Source organism: Kovacikia sp. CALU 1929 (assembly GCF_056784235.1).
This window is the reverse complement of the sequence record NZ_JBXBCF010000058.1, coordinates 33638-51070: the sequence shown is the minus strand read 5'-3', so window position 1 is coordinate 51070 and position 17433 is coordinate 33638. Positions and strand designations below refer to the sequence as shown.

The following is a 17433-nucleotide window of genomic DNA, read 5'->3' as shown; positions in this document are numbered from 1 at the left end:
ACTGATATCGAAAGACTGTTGAAGCCCGGCTCTGGATTGCACTGGCAGAAAATTACTTAGCGTTGATATTCGAGGTTGTTCAATGAGGTACCGTGCTCTTATCGTTGCACTTCTGGCATTTTGCTTCAGCTTTTTAACTGCCTGCGCTGAGAGTCCAGCTTTAAGCAGGGAGTCAATTACCACTTACGATCAGGTGATAGGAACTGGTTTAGCCAATACCTGTCCTCAACTGGATGAAACGGCTCGTGGCTCAATTCCGATCGATCCTAACAAGTCTTACACCATCACGAATCTTTGTTTACAGCCAACCAGCTTCTTTATCAAAGAAGATGCTGAAAATAAGCGGCAGAAGTCAGAGTTTGTTCCAGGAAAACTAATGACTCGCTATACGTCTTCTATTGAAGGGGTCTCAGGCGCTGTTAAAGTTAACTCTGATAAGAGTTTAACTTTTGTTGAAGAAGATGGTCTTGACTTCCAAGCTGTAACAGTTCAACTTCCCGGTGGTGAGCGGGTGCCCTTCCTGTTCACGATTAAGAATCTGGTTGCTACCACTCAGCCTGGTCTGACTAGCATTAATGGTTCTACCGATTTTGAAGGGGAGTTTAAAGTTCCTTCTTATCGAACTTCTAACTTCCTTGATCCTAAAGGGCGTGGCTTGACAGCAGGTTATGACAATGCAGTTGCTCTTCCTTCTCATGCAGATAGTGAAGAGCTTACCAAGGAGAACGTCAAACGCTTCCAACTGGACAAGGGCAAGATTTCACTACAAGTTGCCAAAGTTGACCCCACAACCGGAGAGATTGCCGGAACATTTGAAAGTCTTCAGCCTTCTGAAACCGACATGGGGTCTCATATAGCAAAAGATGTGAAGATTCGCGGAATTTTCTATTCTCAAGTAGAGTCTAAGTCGAAGTCTAGTGCAAAAGCAGCGAAATCATCTCCGAGGGTGACAGAACCCGTTGAAGTCGAAGAGTCTTTTGAGGAATAGGCTCTAGATTGTGGCAATCGCCAGATAGTACAAACTTTGCTGAAGGGGCACTAAGCCCCTTTTTTTATTGGATTTATTGCTCATCTCAGTAGAATCAGGGAGGCTGGGTAACTTTCCTACAAATTTATGTAATGCATATATAAAGCGCTGCTTTTCTAAAAAACATCTACAATGTGAAAACTTAGGGTTTAACCGCCCTTAAAGTTCTCTTCAGATTCCGTAGAAATGCAGTTGTTCAGCCTCTATGTTTAGGAATAAGTTTGATTTGTAATGGTAGGGAACGACCTACTAGTTAAGGGCTTTTCAGGGTGTTTGCATTAAGGTACATGTCATTTCACTATCTCTTTTTTTGTAGTTGGTTGGGTTCCTGTTAACGTTTCTAACAAGGTTCCAGTCTCCCAAGGGTTGTTGCCCTTTCTCTATTATGTTTTTGTGAACGTACCCCCTGTTGATGCTTTGCAATAAGACTCAAATTTAAATCACCTAGTCACTGCTCTACCGACTGAAATTCGTCATGCCTACGACAGCTAATTATGAACTGAAAAGCGAGAGTTTACAGCTTCTGCGAGAATACCAAAATTCGCCTGTACCTCAGCTCCGCAATCGATTAGTAGAACTTAATTTTGGATTAGTTAGAAAAGAAGCTCACCACTGGATTAATCAGTGTACTGAAAGCTACGAGGATTTGTTACAAGTTGGATCGATTGGATTAATCCGTGCAATTGAGCGGTTTGATATGTCAAAAGGGCATGCCTTTAGCTCCTTTGCCATTCCCTACATTCGGGGGGAAATTCAGCACTACTTGCGCGACAAAAGCCCTTCGGTTCGCATTCCTCGACGCTGGCAAGCCTTACAGCGGCAGGCAGCTTGGGAAATTCGTAAGCTCCAGGTTGACTTGAACCGTCATCCCACTGATCTGGAGGTTGCCAAGGCACTGGAAATCAGCGTAACGGAGTGGCAAGAAATCAAGCTGGCTTGCCAGAATCGAGCATTGTTGAGCTTAGATGCTCCGGTTAGAGATGAAGAAACAGGAGCTTCCTCTCTGGGGGAATTGGTGCCAGACAACCGGTACCGCAGTTTTCAGTTGGCACAGGAAGACCAGATTCGTTTGCAACAGTCTCTGATTCAGTTGGAAAAGCGGACTCGTGAGATTCTGGAATTTGTTTTCCTCTATGACCTGACCCAGAAGGAAACGGCTGATCGCCTCGGTATTAGTGCGGTCACGGTTTCTCGGCGGGTTAAGAAGGGGCTGGAATCGCTGCAAAAGCTGATGGCTGGAACTGAAGACTAGCCCAATCGGGGCAAATCCGGCAATCCTTGGATCGGTGTAAGGCTTGAGAGTTAAGAACAGCAGATTTAAACTAAGTTCTGCTGGGCTAACCCTCACCAACTTAGAAACCTGTACTTTTTCCTGGGAAAAATCTCCAGTTCTCAACTTGGATGAGGTTTAAATCTGGTTCAGTGTTTGGCAAGCAACGAAGTTAGATCGCGTTGGAGGGAAGCATTATGGTGCTTCCCTTCTCCTGCTTTAGCTCTTCATTAATTTCCAGCATTCCTTTGCGATCGCCCAATCTTCCTGGGTTCGCACAACTACCACGCGGATGGCGGAGTCAGCCGTAGCAATATCCTGGTCAATTGGTCGTTGCTGATTTTTTTCCGAATCCAGTTTCAACCCTAGAAAAGCAAAAGCCTCACAGGCCGCAGCCCGAACCAGGGCAGAGTTTTCTCCAACTCCGGCAGTAAAAACAAGCGCATCCAGTCCTGCCAAACTGGTCAGCATGGCACCAATACCTGAACGCAGGCGATGAATATACATCTCCAAAGCCAGCTTTGCTCGATTGTTACCGTTTGCTGCTGCCTCAGATACCTGGCGCATATCGCTGGAGATGCCAGAGATGCCTTTCAACCCTGAGGCTTTATTAAGTAATTGGTCTAATTGGTCAGCCGTAGAATGTTCCTGGCGAAGTAGATGGATCAAGATACCGGGGTCAACAGAACCAGAGCGGCTACCCATCATCAAGCCATCTAGTGGGGTAAAGCCCATTGTGGTATCTATGCTACGACCTTGATGAATGGCTGCCAGGGAGCAACCATTGCCGAGGTGGCAGGTAATTAGCTTCAGAGAATGCAGATCCTTTTCCAGGATTTGAGCGGTGCGGTGGGCACAATAGTGGTGGCTGATGCCATGAAACCCATAGCGACGAATGCCCTGCTCAAACCATTCGTAGGGACCGGGGTATCGTGCTGCTGCTTGGGGCATCTGAGAGTGAAAGGCAGTATCAAAAACAGCGATTTGGGGCACCCCAGGGAGGACATGCTCGATCGCTTCGATTCCCTCTAGACTGGCGGGGTTATGGGCGGGAGCAAGGGCTATCAGGCGGGCGATCGCTGCCTTCACAGATGCAGTTACCCGAATGCTCTCGCGGTAATCTTCTCCGCCATGAACCACTCTATGTCCCACGACATCAATGTCTGCAAGCTGTTCTATTACCCTGGTTTTTCCTGCTTGGAGCGTGTTAAGCAGATGAGCCATGACCGCAGGACGATCCTGGGTCTGAATTTCTTCTTTTAAGACCGCCCCCGCTGCCGTCTTAATTTCTACGCCTACAACCCCCTGGTGACCAGTCCAGTCAACCTTCGCTTCCCAAAGGGGTGTTGTAGAGTGGTCTGGCGAGAAGCGGTCTGTAAGCTCGTAAAGACAACTTTTTTGGCTGCTAGACCCTGCATTCAATACCAAAATTTTCATGCCGGTGCTGGTTTCATGATGGGACAGACGAAGAGGAAACAGGCGATCTCCCACTCAAATTGAATGCAAGGGGAAATGGTTGTAAGCAAGAACTTTTCCTGGCAAATGTTAACTATTGCTGCAATCTATGTCGGTGGCACATGATTCTCTGGTAAATATTGCCCTAAAGATTTTAAACACTCTTGAGACTGAGGAGATAGTCAATTGTTTACTACTACTTTGCTTGCGGTTGCTGCCAGATCTTCTGATTGGAGCCCGGTGGTTGGAATTATTATGATTCTGGCTAACGTTGTGGCGATCGTAATCGCGAAACAAACCGTTCAAAAGCCAAATGTTGGTCCTGAAATGCCATCTTCAAATTTATTTGGTGGATTTAGTGCCCCTGCGGTTGTGGGTACTTTCTGCTTTGGGCACATTCTTGGAGCAGGTGTCATTTTAGGGCTAACAAATTTGGGTGTTCTTTAATTTCTTCTAACAAGAAGTAAAACTTCTTGAACCTTTGCTGAAAGCAATCGCCAGGGAAATCTTCCCTGGTTTTTTCTGTTGCGATTTACAACAAATTTATATGCATATAGCAGTCCCAAATGATAGGTGAGAACGAGAAGCTTTGTGAGAAAGGATTCTACGGAAATTCTTCCTCACAATCTAGCTGGAGTACCAAACGATTAATTAGAGCAAATTTTTAATCCGGCGGAAGCGATCGGAATAGCTTCTCATTACTTCCAGGGCAAATTCGGGCGTTTCTTGAACGGCAAATAGAAAGTGCCGTTGGTTCATGACTGCCAGTTTGCAGGCTGTTTTAGCCCTTGCCGTTGAGGTTCTTAAGTGATCGGAATGTACTAACGCACCCTCGCCAAAAATATCGCCTACCTGGAGTGTCTCAATCACTTTTCCATTAATAGACATTTCGACTTGCCCTTCAAGAACACCATACATGACATCGCCTTGCTGACCAGCTTCAAAAATTACGTCGCCAGTAGAAAAGACTTCAGGTTCAGATTTACTTTGAAAGATTTGAACCGTTTCGACGGGGGTTAACATTTTTGTTGACTCCATTAGTGATGGTTAAGCCAGAGCGTCTCCACTTCTAAACTCTGACCCTCTGGAGTACCTTAGAACTCTTACGTTAAGTGAACTTTAAAGGAGTCGTGGAGGGTGAGGGTGAGGGTGTGGATGAGTTGGGTGGGGATAAGTTCATGAGCGCCTGGATAAGTTTTTGGTTAGTTGTATTGGGTCGAGAATGCTTGAGCTTTAAGTGCCGGGACGAGAGCGTAAAGTTTCACCCATGTAGGAGCGATCTCCCAGGCGTTGCAGTAATGGTCCGTGGCGGTCAAATTTAACGACGCTAAGCGCGGCAGCGGGACAATCGATGCGATCGCGGTAACGACCCAAATCAATGCCTAACAAGTTGCAGATGATGATGCGAATTGTAGCTTTGTGGGAAACGACCAAGATGTTGCCATCGCTGTATTTTTCCTTAATTTCAGAAATGACCAGGGATGCGCGACTGGCGATCTGAATAGCCGTTTCGCCATCTGTGGGGGCGTTCCACGCAGGTTCGGTCATCCAGTCGATGTAGGCTTCCAGATAGTGTTGTTTGACATACTCTTGGGTTTGCCCCTCCCACTTGCCATAGCGAATTTCTCTAAGCCCATCTCGTAGCTGCATTTCAATTCCAATTGCATCACAAAGGGGCTTGGCAGTAGCGATAGTTCGCTTCATGGGGCTGACATAGATAGCAGTCCAGGGGATGTCCTGGTATGCTGCGGCAAATGCCTCTGCCATCAGTATGCCTTCAGCGGTGAGGTCAGGGTCGAGGTCACCACAGTACCCCCCGCTACGGCTGTATAACGTTTCTCCGTGCCGCAGAAAATGCAGGTACAAGCTCATGAGTTTTGGTTGATTCAGATTGAGGAAATGGGAGAGGAAGGAGGGGAGAGAAAGCAGTGATTAATCAGTGGTCATTCTCAACTCTCAACTATTCAGCACCACCTGATCTAAATCTTCATTTTGGCTGCATTTGCCTGAGCATATTCTTCCATTGCAATTGGGACGGGGTTGACGTGCCAGATATCGTTGCAGTAATCGCGAATGGATCGATCGCTGGAGAATTTGCCCATGCGTGCTACGTTCAAGATCGACATGCGCGTCCAGTTTTCCTGGTCACGGTAAGCCTGTCCAGCCCGATCCTGGCATTCAACATAGGATTGGTAATCTTCCAACAGCAGGTACTCATCTTTGTAAAGCAGGTTATCAACTAGGGGCTTAAACAGATTGGGATTACCGTGGGAGAAGAACCCGGAGGCAATCCGATCAATTGCCAGTTTCAATTCAGCATTCGTGTTGTAGTGGTCCCAGGGATTGTATCCCTTTGCTCTTAGGGCATAAACTTCTTCAGCCGTCAGCCCAAATAGGAAAAAGTTTTCAGCCCCGACTTCTTCACGAATCTCAACATTTGCCCCATCCAGAGTACCGATGGTGAGTGCTCCATTCATGGCAAATTTCATGTTCCCCGTACCGGAAGCTTCTTTGCCTGCGGTGGATATTTGTTCAGACAAGTCTGCGGCTGGATAAACGCGCTGGGCAAATTTGACGTTGTAGTCCTTCAAGAAAAGAACCTTCAAGCGACCTTTCATATCCGGGTCGCGATTGACGACTTCGGCGATCGAGTTGATTAATTTGATGATCAACTTGGCGATGTAGTAGCCAGGAGCTGCCTTGCCACCAAACAAGAAGGTACGGGGAGTGATATCCAGATCGGGATTTGCCTTAATTCGATTGTAGAGAGTGATGATGTAGAGGGCGTTCAGGTGCTGGCGCTTGTATTCATGAATGCGCTTTGCCTGAATATCAAACAAGGAGTCGGCGCTGACTTCCAGGTTGTAATTTTCCCAGATGTAATCAGCCAAATCCTGCTTAATTGCGTGTTTGATTTCCCGAAACCGACGACAAAACTCTGGATCATGGACAAATTCTTCCAGTTTGTGAAGCTCGTCCAGATTTTTGATCCAACCATTACCAATTTTTTCGCAGACTAAATGACAGAGCCGGGGATTACTCAAGACGATAAAGCGACGGGGAGTCACACCATTTGTCTTGTTGTTGAACTTCTCTGGAAACATTTCATAGAAGTCGTGCAACACATCCCTTTGCAGCAATTCCGTATGGAGCGCAGCAACTCCATTGATGGCGAAACTGCCCACACAGGCTAGATTTGCCATGCGGATAAATTTCTCACCAGACTCGTCAATTAGGGACATGCGCTGGATGCGATCGGGTTCGTCGGGATAGCGGATGCGGACATCATCTAGGAACCGCTGGTTAATTTCGTAAATAATTTCCAGATGGCGAGGCAAAAGACTGCCAAACAAGGCAAGGGGCCAACGCTCCAGTGCTTCCGGTAGCAGGGTGTGGTTCGTGTAAGCGAAGGTATGGGTGGTGATGTACCAGGCTTTGTCCCACTCCAATGAGGATTCATCGAGCAGAAGCCGCATCAGTTCGGCAACGGCAATGGAGGGATGGGTATCATTCAACTGAATTGAAAACTTTTCGTGGAACCGCTCTATTGGCAAGTTTTGATGCGACAGAATTCGCATCATGTCTTGCAGGGAGCAAGAGACAAAGAAAAATTGTTGTTCCAGGCGCAACAGCTTACCCTGGGTCAAATTGTCATTGGGGTAGAGGACTTTGGAAATGTTTTCCGAAATCATCTTTTGATGAACCGCACCGGAGTAGTCGCCAGAGTTGAACGCTTCAAAGTTGAAAGACTCTGGTGCTTCGGAAGTCCATAGTCGCAGTGTGTTACAGGTGTGAACTTTATAACCCAGAATAGGGGTGTCATAGGGGATACCTTTGACCACCTTAAAGGGAACCCATCGCACCCGGTAGTGACCATGTTCATCTATAAAAGTTTCGGTGTGCCCGCCAAACTTGACTTCCGCCGCCCATTCGGGGCGGGCAACCTCCCACGGATTACCGAACCGGAGCCATTTGTCCGTAATTTCAACCTGCCAACCATCCCGAATGTCCTGATCGAAGATGCCAAATTCGTAGCGGATGCCATAACCGATCGCCGGTATTTCTAAAGCCGCCAGGGAATCGAGATAGCAGGCAGCCAGTCGTCCTAAGCCACCGTTACCCAAGCCAGGTTCTTCTTCCTGCTCCAGTAGTTCCTGGAAGTTAAGCCCCAATTCTTCGATCGCCTGCTTTACCTGATCGAGAATCCCCAGGTTAATCAGGTTATTGCCCAGATGGGGTCCCAATAGAAATTCTGCCGAGAGGTAACAGACTGTCCGTGCTCCATGACTGCCGTAAGCTTCTGCCGTTGCAATCCAGCGCTGAAACAGTCGATCTCGGACCGTGTAAGCCAGCGCCATGTAGTAATCGTTTTTAGTTGCGATCGCCGGAAACTTGCCCTGGATGTAATACAGATTGTCCAGAAATGCCCGTTTCAAGGTTTCGATATTTAATCCAGTGCGATCGTCTTCCACGGCAACTGCCGGACAGCCGGGTGGAACATTTGGTAAGGTCTGCATAGGGGTGTTGGTAGGTAGTAGGTGGTGGATAGAAAAGGAATGAGGGGGAAGGGGGAATAGGGATGAAGTTTTGAGTTGAGAGTTTTGAGTTGAGAATTAAGAGTTTTACGCTGTTGGCCACTGACCAATGACTCTCATACCTCACACCTCACTCACCTATCACCTACCCCACTTCTGCTAAATGGAATGCTGCTCCCAGTCCGGCTCCCATTTCTTCGGGGGTAATTTTGCCGTCTTTGTTGATATCGAGGGCATCGAAGACGGCATCGGCTCCCATCCACTCTTCACGGGTGATGAAGCCGTCACCATCCAGATCGTAGATGCGGAAGAGGTCTCCAGCCGCATGGCTGATGGTGGATTCGCCTTCCAGATAAGCCAGTCGTTTTGCCAGGAGCTTTTCCAGGGCTATCAACGCTTTGGTGAATCCTTGAATGCCTTCTGCCAGTTTCTCCGATGCCATCCGATCGCTTTGGTGCATCTGGTCAAAGGTATGTTTGTCCATTGAGATCTTTTCGATCTCCGCTGTGGCAGCTTTCTCAGGGTCCAGTTTGCGGGGTAGTTCGCCAGTGCTCGCTTTCAATTCACCCAGGAGGTTGGGAGAAATCGTCAATAAATCACAGCCTGCCAGTTCAATGATTTCGCCAATGTTACGGAAGCTGGCTCCCATGACTTCGGTTTTGTAGCCAAACTTTTTGTAGTAGTCGTAAATTTTTGTAACTGAGAGCACTCCCGGATCTTCGGCAGGCGGGTAACTGTCGCGCCCGGTTTCCTTTTTGTACCAGTCGAGAATGCGCCCGACAAAGGGAGAGATGAGGGTGGCTCCTGCTTCGGCACAGGCGATCGCCTGATGGAGACCAAACAACAGGGTCAGATTACAGTGAATCCCTTCTTTTTCGAGGACTTCGGCGGCTTTGATACCTTCCCAGGTGGAGGCAATTTTAATTAGAATGCGATCGCGTGAAATACCTGCTGCTTCATATTCTGAGATCAAATAACGTGCCTTTTCCAGGGTTGCTTTGGTGTCGTAGGAAAGCCGTGCATCCACTTCAGTGGAGACTCGTCCGGGAATGATCTGTAAAATTCGCTTACCAAAGGCAACGGCAAGGCGATCAAACGCCAGCGTTAATATCTCCTGGACGGCTGCACCAGAGCCTGCATCCTTTTTTGCCTGTTTCAGGGTTTCATCGACGATTTCCTGATACTGAGGCATCTGGGCAGCCGCAGTAATTAATGAGGGATTGGTGGTGGCATCCCGTGGCTTGTACTGTTCGATTGCTTGAATGTCGCCCGTGTCAGCAACGACGATAGTCATTTCGCGCAGTTGCTCTAGCAGGTCTTTAGCCATCGTTTTCTCCCAGGTGGTTGCAGATGAATTTGCATTGGTTAAATGCCAGCGGTTTTGCCATTAATCATGTACTAACAGCTTGAGCGCTATTTACAAAGATGAGGTTCTCAAAGAATAGTAACCGGGGATTTTTCCGATAGCAGGCTACCATTGGAAAGCTTTAATCTATTGTTTCGTTGGCTACGGACTGGCAATTGATCCCTTCATGCAGCAATTTTTCAGAAAACTGGGCTTTGAGCGGTAAATCAACGGTAAAACAGGTCCAGCCGGTTGCACTTTCAACCCCAATTGAGCCATGCAGATGCTCAACCAGGCGTTTTACCAGGGTCAATCCCAGTCCAGTGCCGCCATGCTTCCAGCGATCGCTACCTGTCACACGGTAAAACTTCTCAAACAAACGCGGCAATTCTTCGGGGGGCAACTCGACACCTGAGTTGCAGACTTGAATGTGGAGGATTGCATTCCTGATCTGGGCGGTCACAATAATCTGTTCATCGGGTGGCGTATACTTGCAGGCGTTATGGAGTAATTCCATGACAATACGTTTGAAGCTGGCTAAATCTGTTGTAATGGGGGGCAGGTTAAAGGGTAAATCCAGCGTTAACTTCTGGTATTGCTCTTGGGCGCGGGCTTTAAAGGGTTCTGCAACGGACGGCAACCAATAATTTAGATCAATGCTCTCTAACTCTAGCGATTGCATTCCAGCTTCCAAGCGTTGTAAGTCCAGCAGGTCATTAATCAGGGTAAGTTCTTGGGTACAACCCGCTTTCAGAATCTGGATATATTGGGTCAGGCGATCGTCATGAATCTGTTGTTGATGCAGCCTTAACTCGACCATTTGAATCGCCATCTTGATATTGGTCATGGGCGATCGCAGTTCATGGGAGACCGTACTCAAAAAATCGTCTTTCATCTGATGGAGTTGCTCTAGAGCTTCCACCTGAATTTGGGATGCCTGGTAAAGACGCGACTGGCGAATGCCAATGGCACATTGGTTTGCCACCTGTTGCACCAGGCGCACCTCTGGATCGGCAAACACAGCCTCCCCTATCCGATACAGCCACAACTCACCGAGCGCACTTCGGTTATCCAGCAGCGGACAAATGAGCAGCGTCCCCTTCGTTTGCTGGGGTGGGGTAGGGTAAGGTTGATCAAACGTACCGCACAATTGCAAGGGTTCACCCCAGAGCAGTTGTCGATAGAGTTCGGGATAGTTGGCGAAGTGAAACACCCGTTCGTGAAGGCTGGAAACATTCGCATCCAGTTTTACATAGCAAATCGTGGAAGTTTCCTGCTCTAAATCAAATAAGCCAATGCCGCATCCATTTGTATGGAGCGCTCTTGCCAGTTCATCCACCGCCGTTTGAATCACCTGTTGCTCATCTAAGGTTTCTCGCACTTTATCGGCAATCCGTTGCAGCAGAGACTCAAATTCCAGGGCTTGCTGGAGTGCGTGAGTACGCTGCTGAACTTGATGTTCTAGATCCACGTTTAACTGTTGTAACTGTTGATACAGTTCAGATTGCTGAAGGGAGATCGCCACCTGGTCTGCCAGTTGTTTCAGTAATTGGATTTCGTCTTCAGACCACTGACGCGGCTGACTGCATTGATGGGCTATCAACAGTCCCCACAAATGATCCGTTTGGATAATCGGTACAACCAGATTTGCCCGGATATCAAACTGTCGCAGAAAATTGGCATGGCAGGTTTGAATGCTGCCATCATCAATGTCAGCAGTTGCCCGCACTCGTCCGTGAAAATATTGCTGGATGTACTGTGATTGAAAACAGGGGTCATACAGCGTTTGCCCTAAAATCGTTTGCCAGTTAGGTTCTACCGACTCTTGCACCACATTGCCTGTACCATCCGATGCGAGCTTCAACAAAATCACCCGATCTGTTTGCAGGACTTGGCGGACTTCGATTACAGTTGTGGTTAAAATTTCATCCAGATTGAGGGATTGGCGAATCCGTTCGGTTACAATCCGCACTAATCGTTCCCGCTCGGCAGTTTGCTGCAAGAGGGTTTCAGCCAGCTTGCGTTCAGTGATGTCTTGAGACACGCCGGTTCGTCGGATGACCTTTCCCGAATCGTCAAAAATGGGAACCCCGCGATCGCAGACCCAACGTATCGCTCCAGTGGGCTGCACTACCCGATATTCAATTTCAAACGGTTCACTGATATGGGCTAGATTACTGACCACACGCTGGCGATCGTCTGGATGAATCCCATCGATAAACGATTTTGGATTCTTATACAAACTCTCGCAGCTTCGTCCCCAGATCTGCTCATAGGCGGGACTGATAAAGAGTATTTGATTGATCTCAATATCGGATAACCAAAAGACTTCTTGAATGTTGTCGGCCAGTTGCCGGAATCGCTCTTCACTTTGCCGCAATGCTTCCATTGCCTGACTGCGTTCGGTGGTTTCAACAACCACGATGCCGATGCAAAGTGGTTGCCCAGATCCGTAGCGTAGGGGAAAGTAAGAAGCCAGCCAGGTGCGGATGACGCCGGGTCGTTTAGGGGTTTCCCCGACAACCTCCACCTCAGTCATCGATTCTCCGGTAGCCAAAACTCGCTGAAACACCTCTGCCTGCTGGGAAGCCAGATCCGGTACTATATCCCAGGGAGTTTTGCCCATGTGGGCAGCCACTGGAATGCCGTTTATCTCAGCCAGGGCTGCATTAATTAGCGTGTAGCGCAACTGGTCATCCATCACGCACATCCCAACCGGGGAACTGGTAATAAAGGCATTGAGCAACTGCTGGTTTTCAGTGAGTTCCTGTTCCAGGGCTTTGCGATCGTCGATGTCTGTATGGGTTCCTAGCATCCGCAGCGGTTGACCTGCGGCATCCCAGGCTAAAATCTTGCCTAAAGAGAGAATCCATTTCCATTCGCCGGTGCGGGTGCGCTGGCGAAATTCCACCTTGTATTCCGGCAACTTTCCAGCAATATAGTCTCGATAGACCTTGGCAACCGTTTCGCGATCGTCGGGATGCAGGCGCTCAATCCAGTTGGCGTTTGTTTCATGAAAGGTCGCCGGATCGTACCCCAACATGATGGCGTACTCAGGACTGACCACAGCCTCCCCGGTTTGTGGATTAAGGTCATAGAGTCCCTGGTTGGCAGCCTCTAATGCTAACCGCAATCGCTCTTCACTCATGAATAACTGCTGTTCAGCCTGGGTACGCTCCTGGGCATTGGCGATGGTTTGCCCCATCACACTCAGGAGTTGGATCATTTCGTCCTCCCAGACGATGGGATCTTTGAAAGAGGCAAACCCCATCAGTCCAGTGACCACGGATTTTTGAATTAGGGGAACCGCCAGGATCGCGACAATGTTGAACCGTTGCCAACCCGCCTGGTCGATCGCCGCTTCCGTAGGCAAGTCAGCAACGCAAGGCACCTGAATCGCTTCTCGCCGTTGAGCCAGGGCAATGCTCCAGGGAAATGCCGCCAGGGGAATATGTTGCGCCAGGGAAAGGTGGCGGGGACAGCCCGGCTGACACCACTCATGGGTCATGCTCATGGTCTGGGCAGCCTGGTCAAACCTGAATAGATAACTGGTATCAACCTGGGTCGCTGCACCAATCAGGTGTAGGGTGCGTTCAATTTCGGTATTCAGATCGGCAGGGCTGAGATCCACAAAGCGACTGGTGATTTCGGCAATCAGTTGATTAAAGTCCCGTTGTAGCTTGAGCGCTTGCTCCGCCGCCTGGCGCTCACTGATATCGAAGATTACCGTATCCCAAATCACATCACCATTAGTCTGAAGGATTGGATTGGCGGCACCTTGCAACCATTTCAACCGTCCAGAGGGCGTTGTAATGCGCCATTCCTGGTGCCAGGACTGAAGTGACCGAGCCGATTCAGCGACCGAGGCTTGCATGGTGGGTAAATCATCTGGGTGCATCATCTCCCACAGGATGGCAGGATTTTGCTCAATCCCCTGCGCCTCGACCTCCCATATCTTAATGCAGGCAGGACTCACGTACAGAACTGAATCGGAGCCATCGGGATGCCGAATGTAGCGAAAAACTACCCCTGGCACATTGGCTGCCAGGTTTCTAAAGCTGGTTTCGCTGGTTTGCAGGGCAGCAAAGGAGGCTTGAAGCTGTTGAGCCATCTGGTTGAAGGATTGAGCCAGGGCATTGATTTCTTGCGTACTATGTTGACTCTCGACCCGGTAGTCAAGGTTTCCTTCTGATAGGGCTTTAGATGCCTGACTCAAGCGGCGAATCGGACCGGCAAGCCAGCGAGCGGTTAACAAGCCCAGTCCTGTGGATAATAGCAGTGCCAGCAGACAAAGCCAGAGCATGGTTTCGGTATTGGCATAAATTTGCTCTGCAAATGCCGATTCAGGAACCACCACCACCGCCAACCAGTCAATGCCTCGCGGGTCAACAATGGGGGTGAGCTGAACAAATTGCCGTTCTCCAGCAATTTTGAAATCAAGTTGTTGCGCCTTCTGGATTTGCGACAGACTGCCAAATTGTTCCATCACATGTTGAGTAGTTAGACGCAGCAAGGAATCATTACTCTCAAAAGCAGCAATGCGCTCAGTGGTAGTTTGATGAGCGGACTTACGGATGGGAGACTCGCCTGTAGAAGAGGCAACCAACAAGCCAGAACGCTCAAGAATAAAGACCTTGCCCAGTTTGGCAATTTTCAGATCTTGCAAAAACCCACTGATGTGATCCAGAACCAGCCCAGAGTTTGCTACTCCAACTAGCTTTCCCGCCTCATCGTAGACTGGTTGGGCTGCCATTAACCCAATCCCAAACTGCTTAAATGTCCAGGTAAAAATTGGACTCCAGATTGCCTGATCTGCTTTGAGCGCCTGACGATACCAGTCATCCATCCGGGGGTCGCGGTAAGGTGAAACTTGTAAGACATCAGTTCGCTTTCCTTGTTGATCCAGCCCGTAGCGGAAAAATTTTTCCTGCGATCGGTCAATCACGGGGTTAGAAAACGATCCGTCAATTTGTCGCCCAACCGAAATGTAGTTTCCTGTGGTGGTCGCAAAGCCTGTGTTTGTGACCGTATCAAATACCTGGAGCTGGGACAACAGATAGGCGGGTAGAGGATCAAAGCGATCGAGCCTGACATGGTTGAATCGAACCGCATTCGCCTTCAGTTGATTCAGTTGATGGGGAGCCGCTAAATAGGGCTTAAGGCGATTTAGAATACCGACACTAGCTTGATTGCGTAACTGAACGGTGAGGTCGTGAATGGCAGCCTGCCCGTTACGAAATGAAAAATACCCGGTCAGCCCGGTTACGGCTAATACCTGAAGCGCCACTGAACCCATGAGAACTGCCTGCAAAGGGAGATTGCGACGGAGCAATCTGCCCCAGATGGTTGGGTGTCTCGCTGGCATAGTCTGAGTCTCTTTTGGCGTTGATCTGAGAGCTGCTTCTGGCAATGCTAGAGTAACCTCACTGTTCAAGATATTTCACCGCTCCTTGAGAAATGTAGACGTGTTTCACATATCGACACAGAAACTCTAAGAGGGTCTGACTATGGAGAGCAGGTTTTAGTGAACACTCTTTGCTAGAAGGCTTGTAAGAGGGGCTTCTCAGGATTTTTGTCTAAGCCAATCGAAGGCTTGGGCACGGTTTTCAAAGACCCGCACCGTTTTGCCTCTATTCGTGCAGACCGTTTCATAAAACTCCGTATCCTTGCGAATCGGAGAGCTTTTGGGGGCAACGACTGCTTCTTTGAAAGATGTTTGCATTCCCAACGCTTCGTAGGACTCTGGTAAGAGAACTATTTCCACACTAGATATCCCCAGGCTGGTCACATCGGTAAAATCCGTCAAGATCTGGCGGGTATTCTGGTCATGCATCATGGCAATCGCAGCAATGGTAGACTCGCGCACCTCCTGACTGGAAACTTTTCCCAAAAAGGTCAAGCAGATTAACTGATGCTGTTGATCAAATTCAATTTGCCATGCCATCTCCGGTTGCCTGAGTGATGAAGACTTCCAAGGCTGAGGAAGACAGCCGCTTTACCGAAATTGTAGAATCACCAAAATTGCAGAATTCAGTTCAGGTAATCACTGTCGGGTGGTTCCTTTTTGTCAAGGAGCGGATCTGGGCAACCTCTTCCGCGATCGCAATCAAATCTGCCAGCGCCTTTTGAGGATCGAGATTGTGTCTGGCAATGTTGGGTTCATACCGCTCCAGATAAACTCTCAGGGTTGATCCTTGCGTGCCAGTTCCAGAAAGACGAAACACAATGCGGGAGCCGTCTGTAAAGCCAAGCTGGATGCCTTGATTTTGAGTGATACTGCCATCTACGGGATCACTATAAGTGAAGTCATCGGAGTATTCAACCTGATAGGAGTCAAATTTTCTACCTTTAAGGGATGATATTTGATCCTGGAGCCTCTGAACTAAAGTAGCAGCGCGATCGCTGTCCACCCCCTCATAGTCATGCCGGGAGTAGTAATTTCGCCCGTACCGCTGCCAGTGTTCTTTAACAATCTGGCTCACGGGTTGCTGCCGCACTGCCAGCAAGTTAAGCCAGAATAGCACTGCCCACAGTCCATCCTTCTCGCGGATATGGTTAGAGCCGGTTCCAAAACTCTCTTCGCCGCATAGGGTGACTTTGCCTGTATCTAATAAATTGCCAAAAAACTTCCAGCCAGTCGGCGTTTCATAGCAATCAATACCCAGACGCGCAGCCACTCGATCGATTGCCTGACTGGTAGGCATCGATCGCGCCACTCCGGCTAATCCAGATCGGTACCCTGGCACCAATCTGGCGTTGGCAGTGAGAACCGCGAGGCTATCGCTGGGTGAAACAAAAAAATGCTGTCCCAGAATCATATTGCGATCGCCATCCCCATCCGATGCCGCGCCAAAGTCCAGGGAATCTTTGCCAAATAAACGATCAACTAACTCACGGGCATAGACCAGATTAGGATCGGGATGCCCATCCCCAAAGTCTTCCAGAGGAACGCCATTGATGACCGTACCCTTAGGTGCGCCCAGAGTTTGTTCAAAAATCCTTTGGGCGTAGGGTCCAGTGACCGCATGCATGGCATCCATACTCATACGGAAGTAGCCATTTGAGAGGAGTTCACGGATGCGATCGAAGTCAAATAAGGACTCCATCAACTCCAGGTAATCCGCCACCGGATCAACCACTTCAACTACCATCCCAGCCAGTTGGGTTGTTCCCAGGCGATCTATATCAATATCCTTTGCATCCAAAATTCGATACTGGCGGATTTCCTGGCTACAGGTAAAAATGGCTTCCGTGACTGGCTCTGGCGCGGGACCACCATTGCCAATATTGTATTTCACACCAAAATCTGCCTGAGGACCGCCCGGATTGTGACTGGCAGAGAGAATAATGCCACCAAAAGCTCTAGTTTTGCGAATGACACAGGAAGCTGCCGGAGTCGATAAAATGCCCCTCTGCCCCACCAGCACCCGCCCAAAACCGTTTGCGGTTGCCATTTTCAAAATAACCTGGATTGCCTGTGGGTTGTAGTAGCGCCCATCTCCCCCTAAGACAAGGGTCTGTCCCTGATAGCCTGTGAGACTATCAAAAATTGATTGAATGAAATTTTCCAGATAGTGGGGCTGCTGAAAAGTAGAAACCTTCTTTCGTAGACCAGAAGTTCCGGGCTTTTGATCAGAAAAAGGGGTGGTTTTTACAGTCAGAATTTGCATGAGGGGAGTGAGGGGTAAGGGGTAAGGAAGAGTCAGGGGGACAGGATGTTCGGTTATTGGTCATTGGTCATTGGTCATTAGTATTTGATGACCAATGACCAATGACTAACAACACTCTATTACCCATTACT

The 17433-nt window shown here is 48.8% G+C and carries 11 protein-coding genes; 3 read left to right on the top strand and 8 right to left on the bottom strand.

Annotated elements, in window-relative coordinates:
• The first annotated feature begins 82 nt into the window (after nt 1-82).
• Both psbO and AC1S52_RS07395 read left to right on the top strand, forming a co-directional pair.
• Entirely contained in the window at nt 83-988 is a 906-nt protein-coding gene (psbO, locus tag AC1S52_RS07400; RefSeq protein WP_482028382.1) for a photosystem II manganese-stabilizing polypeptide, read from the top strand.
• Between the two features lie 514 nt (nt 989-1502).
• Nucleotides 1503-2279 (top strand): RNA polymerase sigma factor SigF, encoded by a 777-nt coding sequence (locus AC1S52_RS07395; RefSeq protein WP_482028381.1) that lies wholly within the window; start codon nt 1503-1505, stop codon nt 2277-2279.
• Between the two features lie 237 nt (nt 2280-2516).
• Here AC1S52_RS07395 and AC1S52_RS07390 read toward each other — a convergent pair whose 3' ends face one another.
• Complete coding sequence (locus AC1S52_RS07390; RefSeq protein ID WP_482028380.1) at nt 2517-3734, bottom strand: acetate kinase; 1218 nt, start codon at nt 3732-3734, stop codon at nt 2517-2519.
• Between the two features lie 204 nt (nt 3735-3938).
• On the opposite strand from AC1S52_RS07390, the gene psaK reads away from it, so the two are divergent.
• Nucleotides 3939-4199, top strand: coding sequence for a photosystem I reaction center subunit PsaK (psaK, locus tag AC1S52_RS07385; RefSeq protein ID WP_482028379.1), 261 nt, complete (start codon nt 3939-3941; stop codon nt 4197-4199).
• A 204-nt stretch (nt 4200-4403) separates the two neighbouring features.
• On the opposite strand, the gene AC1S52_RS07380 is transcribed toward psaK, so the two are convergent.
• From AC1S52_RS07380 to AC1S52_RS07350, 7 genes are all read right to left on the bottom strand, one after another.
• Complete coding sequence (locus AC1S52_RS07380) at nt 4404-4775, bottom strand: cyclic nucleotide-binding domain-containing protein (protein ID WP_482028378.1); 372 nt, start codon at nt 4773-4775, stop codon at nt 4404-4406.
• Between the two features lie 210 nt (nt 4776-4985).
• A complete protein-coding gene (locus AC1S52_RS07375) occupies nt 4986-5624 on the bottom strand; it encodes a histidine phosphatase family protein (protein ID WP_482028377.1) in 639 nt (212 codons plus the stop codon).
• Nucleotides 5625-5731: 107 nt separating this feature from the next.
• Nucleotides 5732-8269 (bottom strand): glycogen/starch/alpha-glucan phosphorylase, encoded by a 2538-nt coding sequence (locus AC1S52_RS07370; protein WP_482028376.1) that lies wholly within the window; start codon nt 8267-8269, stop codon nt 5732-5734.
• A 163-nt stretch (nt 8270-8432) separates the two neighbouring features.
• Entirely contained in the window at nt 8433-9614 is a 1182-nt protein-coding gene (locus AC1S52_RS07365; protein ID WP_482028375.1) for a transaldolase, read from the bottom strand.
• A gap of 160 nt (nt 9615-9774) precedes the next feature.
• Entirely contained in the window at nt 9775-14997 is a 5223-nt protein-coding gene (locus tag AC1S52_RS07360; protein ID WP_482028374.1) for a PAS domain-containing protein, read from the bottom strand.
• A gap of 198 nt (nt 14998-15195) precedes the next feature.
• Nucleotides 15196-15576 (bottom strand): hypothetical protein, encoded by a 381-nt coding sequence (locus AC1S52_RS07355; protein ID WP_482028373.1) that lies wholly within the window; start codon nt 15574-15576, stop codon nt 15196-15198.
• Nucleotides 15577-15667: 91 nt separating this feature from the next.
• Nucleotides 15668-17302 (bottom strand): alpha-D-glucose phosphate-specific phosphoglucomutase, encoded by a 1635-nt coding sequence (locus tag AC1S52_RS07350; RefSeq protein ID WP_482028372.1) that lies wholly within the window; start codon nt 17300-17302, stop codon nt 15668-15670.
• Nucleotides 17303-17433: the final 131 nt, after the last annotated feature.

What these genes read in the sequence shown, in the direction of transcription:
- AC1S52_RS07350 (WP_482028372.1), bottom strand. Translation starts at nt 17,302, where the DNA reads ATGCAAATTCTGACTGTAAAAACCACCCCTTTTTCTGATCAAAAGCCC.
- AC1S52_RS07395 (WP_482028381.1), top strand. Translation starts at nt 1,503, where the DNA reads ATGCCTACGACAGCTAATTATGAACTGAAAAGCGAGAGTTTACAGCTT.
- AC1S52_RS07390 (WP_482028380.1), bottom strand. Translation starts at nt 3,734, where the DNA reads ATGAAAATTTTGGTATTGAATGCAGGGTCTAGCAGCCAAAAAAGTTGT.
- AC1S52_RS07380 (WP_482028378.1), bottom strand. Translation starts at nt 4,775, where the DNA reads ATGTTAACCCCCGTCGAAACGGTTCAAATCTTTCAAAGTAAATCTGAA.
- psbO (WP_482028382.1), top strand. Translation starts at nt 83, where the DNA reads ATGAGGTACCGTGCTCTTATCGTTGCACTTCTGGCATTTTGCTTCAGC.
- AC1S52_RS07365 (WP_482028375.1), bottom strand. Translation starts at nt 9,614, where the DNA reads ATGGCTAAAGACCTGCTAGAGCAACTGCGCGAAATGACTATCGTCGTT.
- AC1S52_RS07375 (WP_482028377.1), bottom strand. Translation starts at nt 5,624, where the DNA reads ATGAGCTTGTACCTGCATTTTCTGCGGCACGGAGAAACGTTATACAGC.
- AC1S52_RS07370 (WP_482028376.1), bottom strand. Translation starts at nt 8,269, where the DNA reads ATGCAGACCTTACCAAATGTTCCACCCGGCTGTCCGGCAGTTGCCGTG.
- AC1S52_RS07355 (WP_482028373.1), bottom strand. Translation starts at nt 15,576, where the DNA reads ATGGCATGGCAAATTGAATTTGATCAACAGCATCAGTTAATCTGCTTG.
- AC1S52_RS07360 (WP_482028374.1), bottom strand. Translation starts at nt 14,997, where the DNA reads ATGCCAGCGAGACACCCAACCATCTGGGGCAGATTGCTCCGTCGCAAT.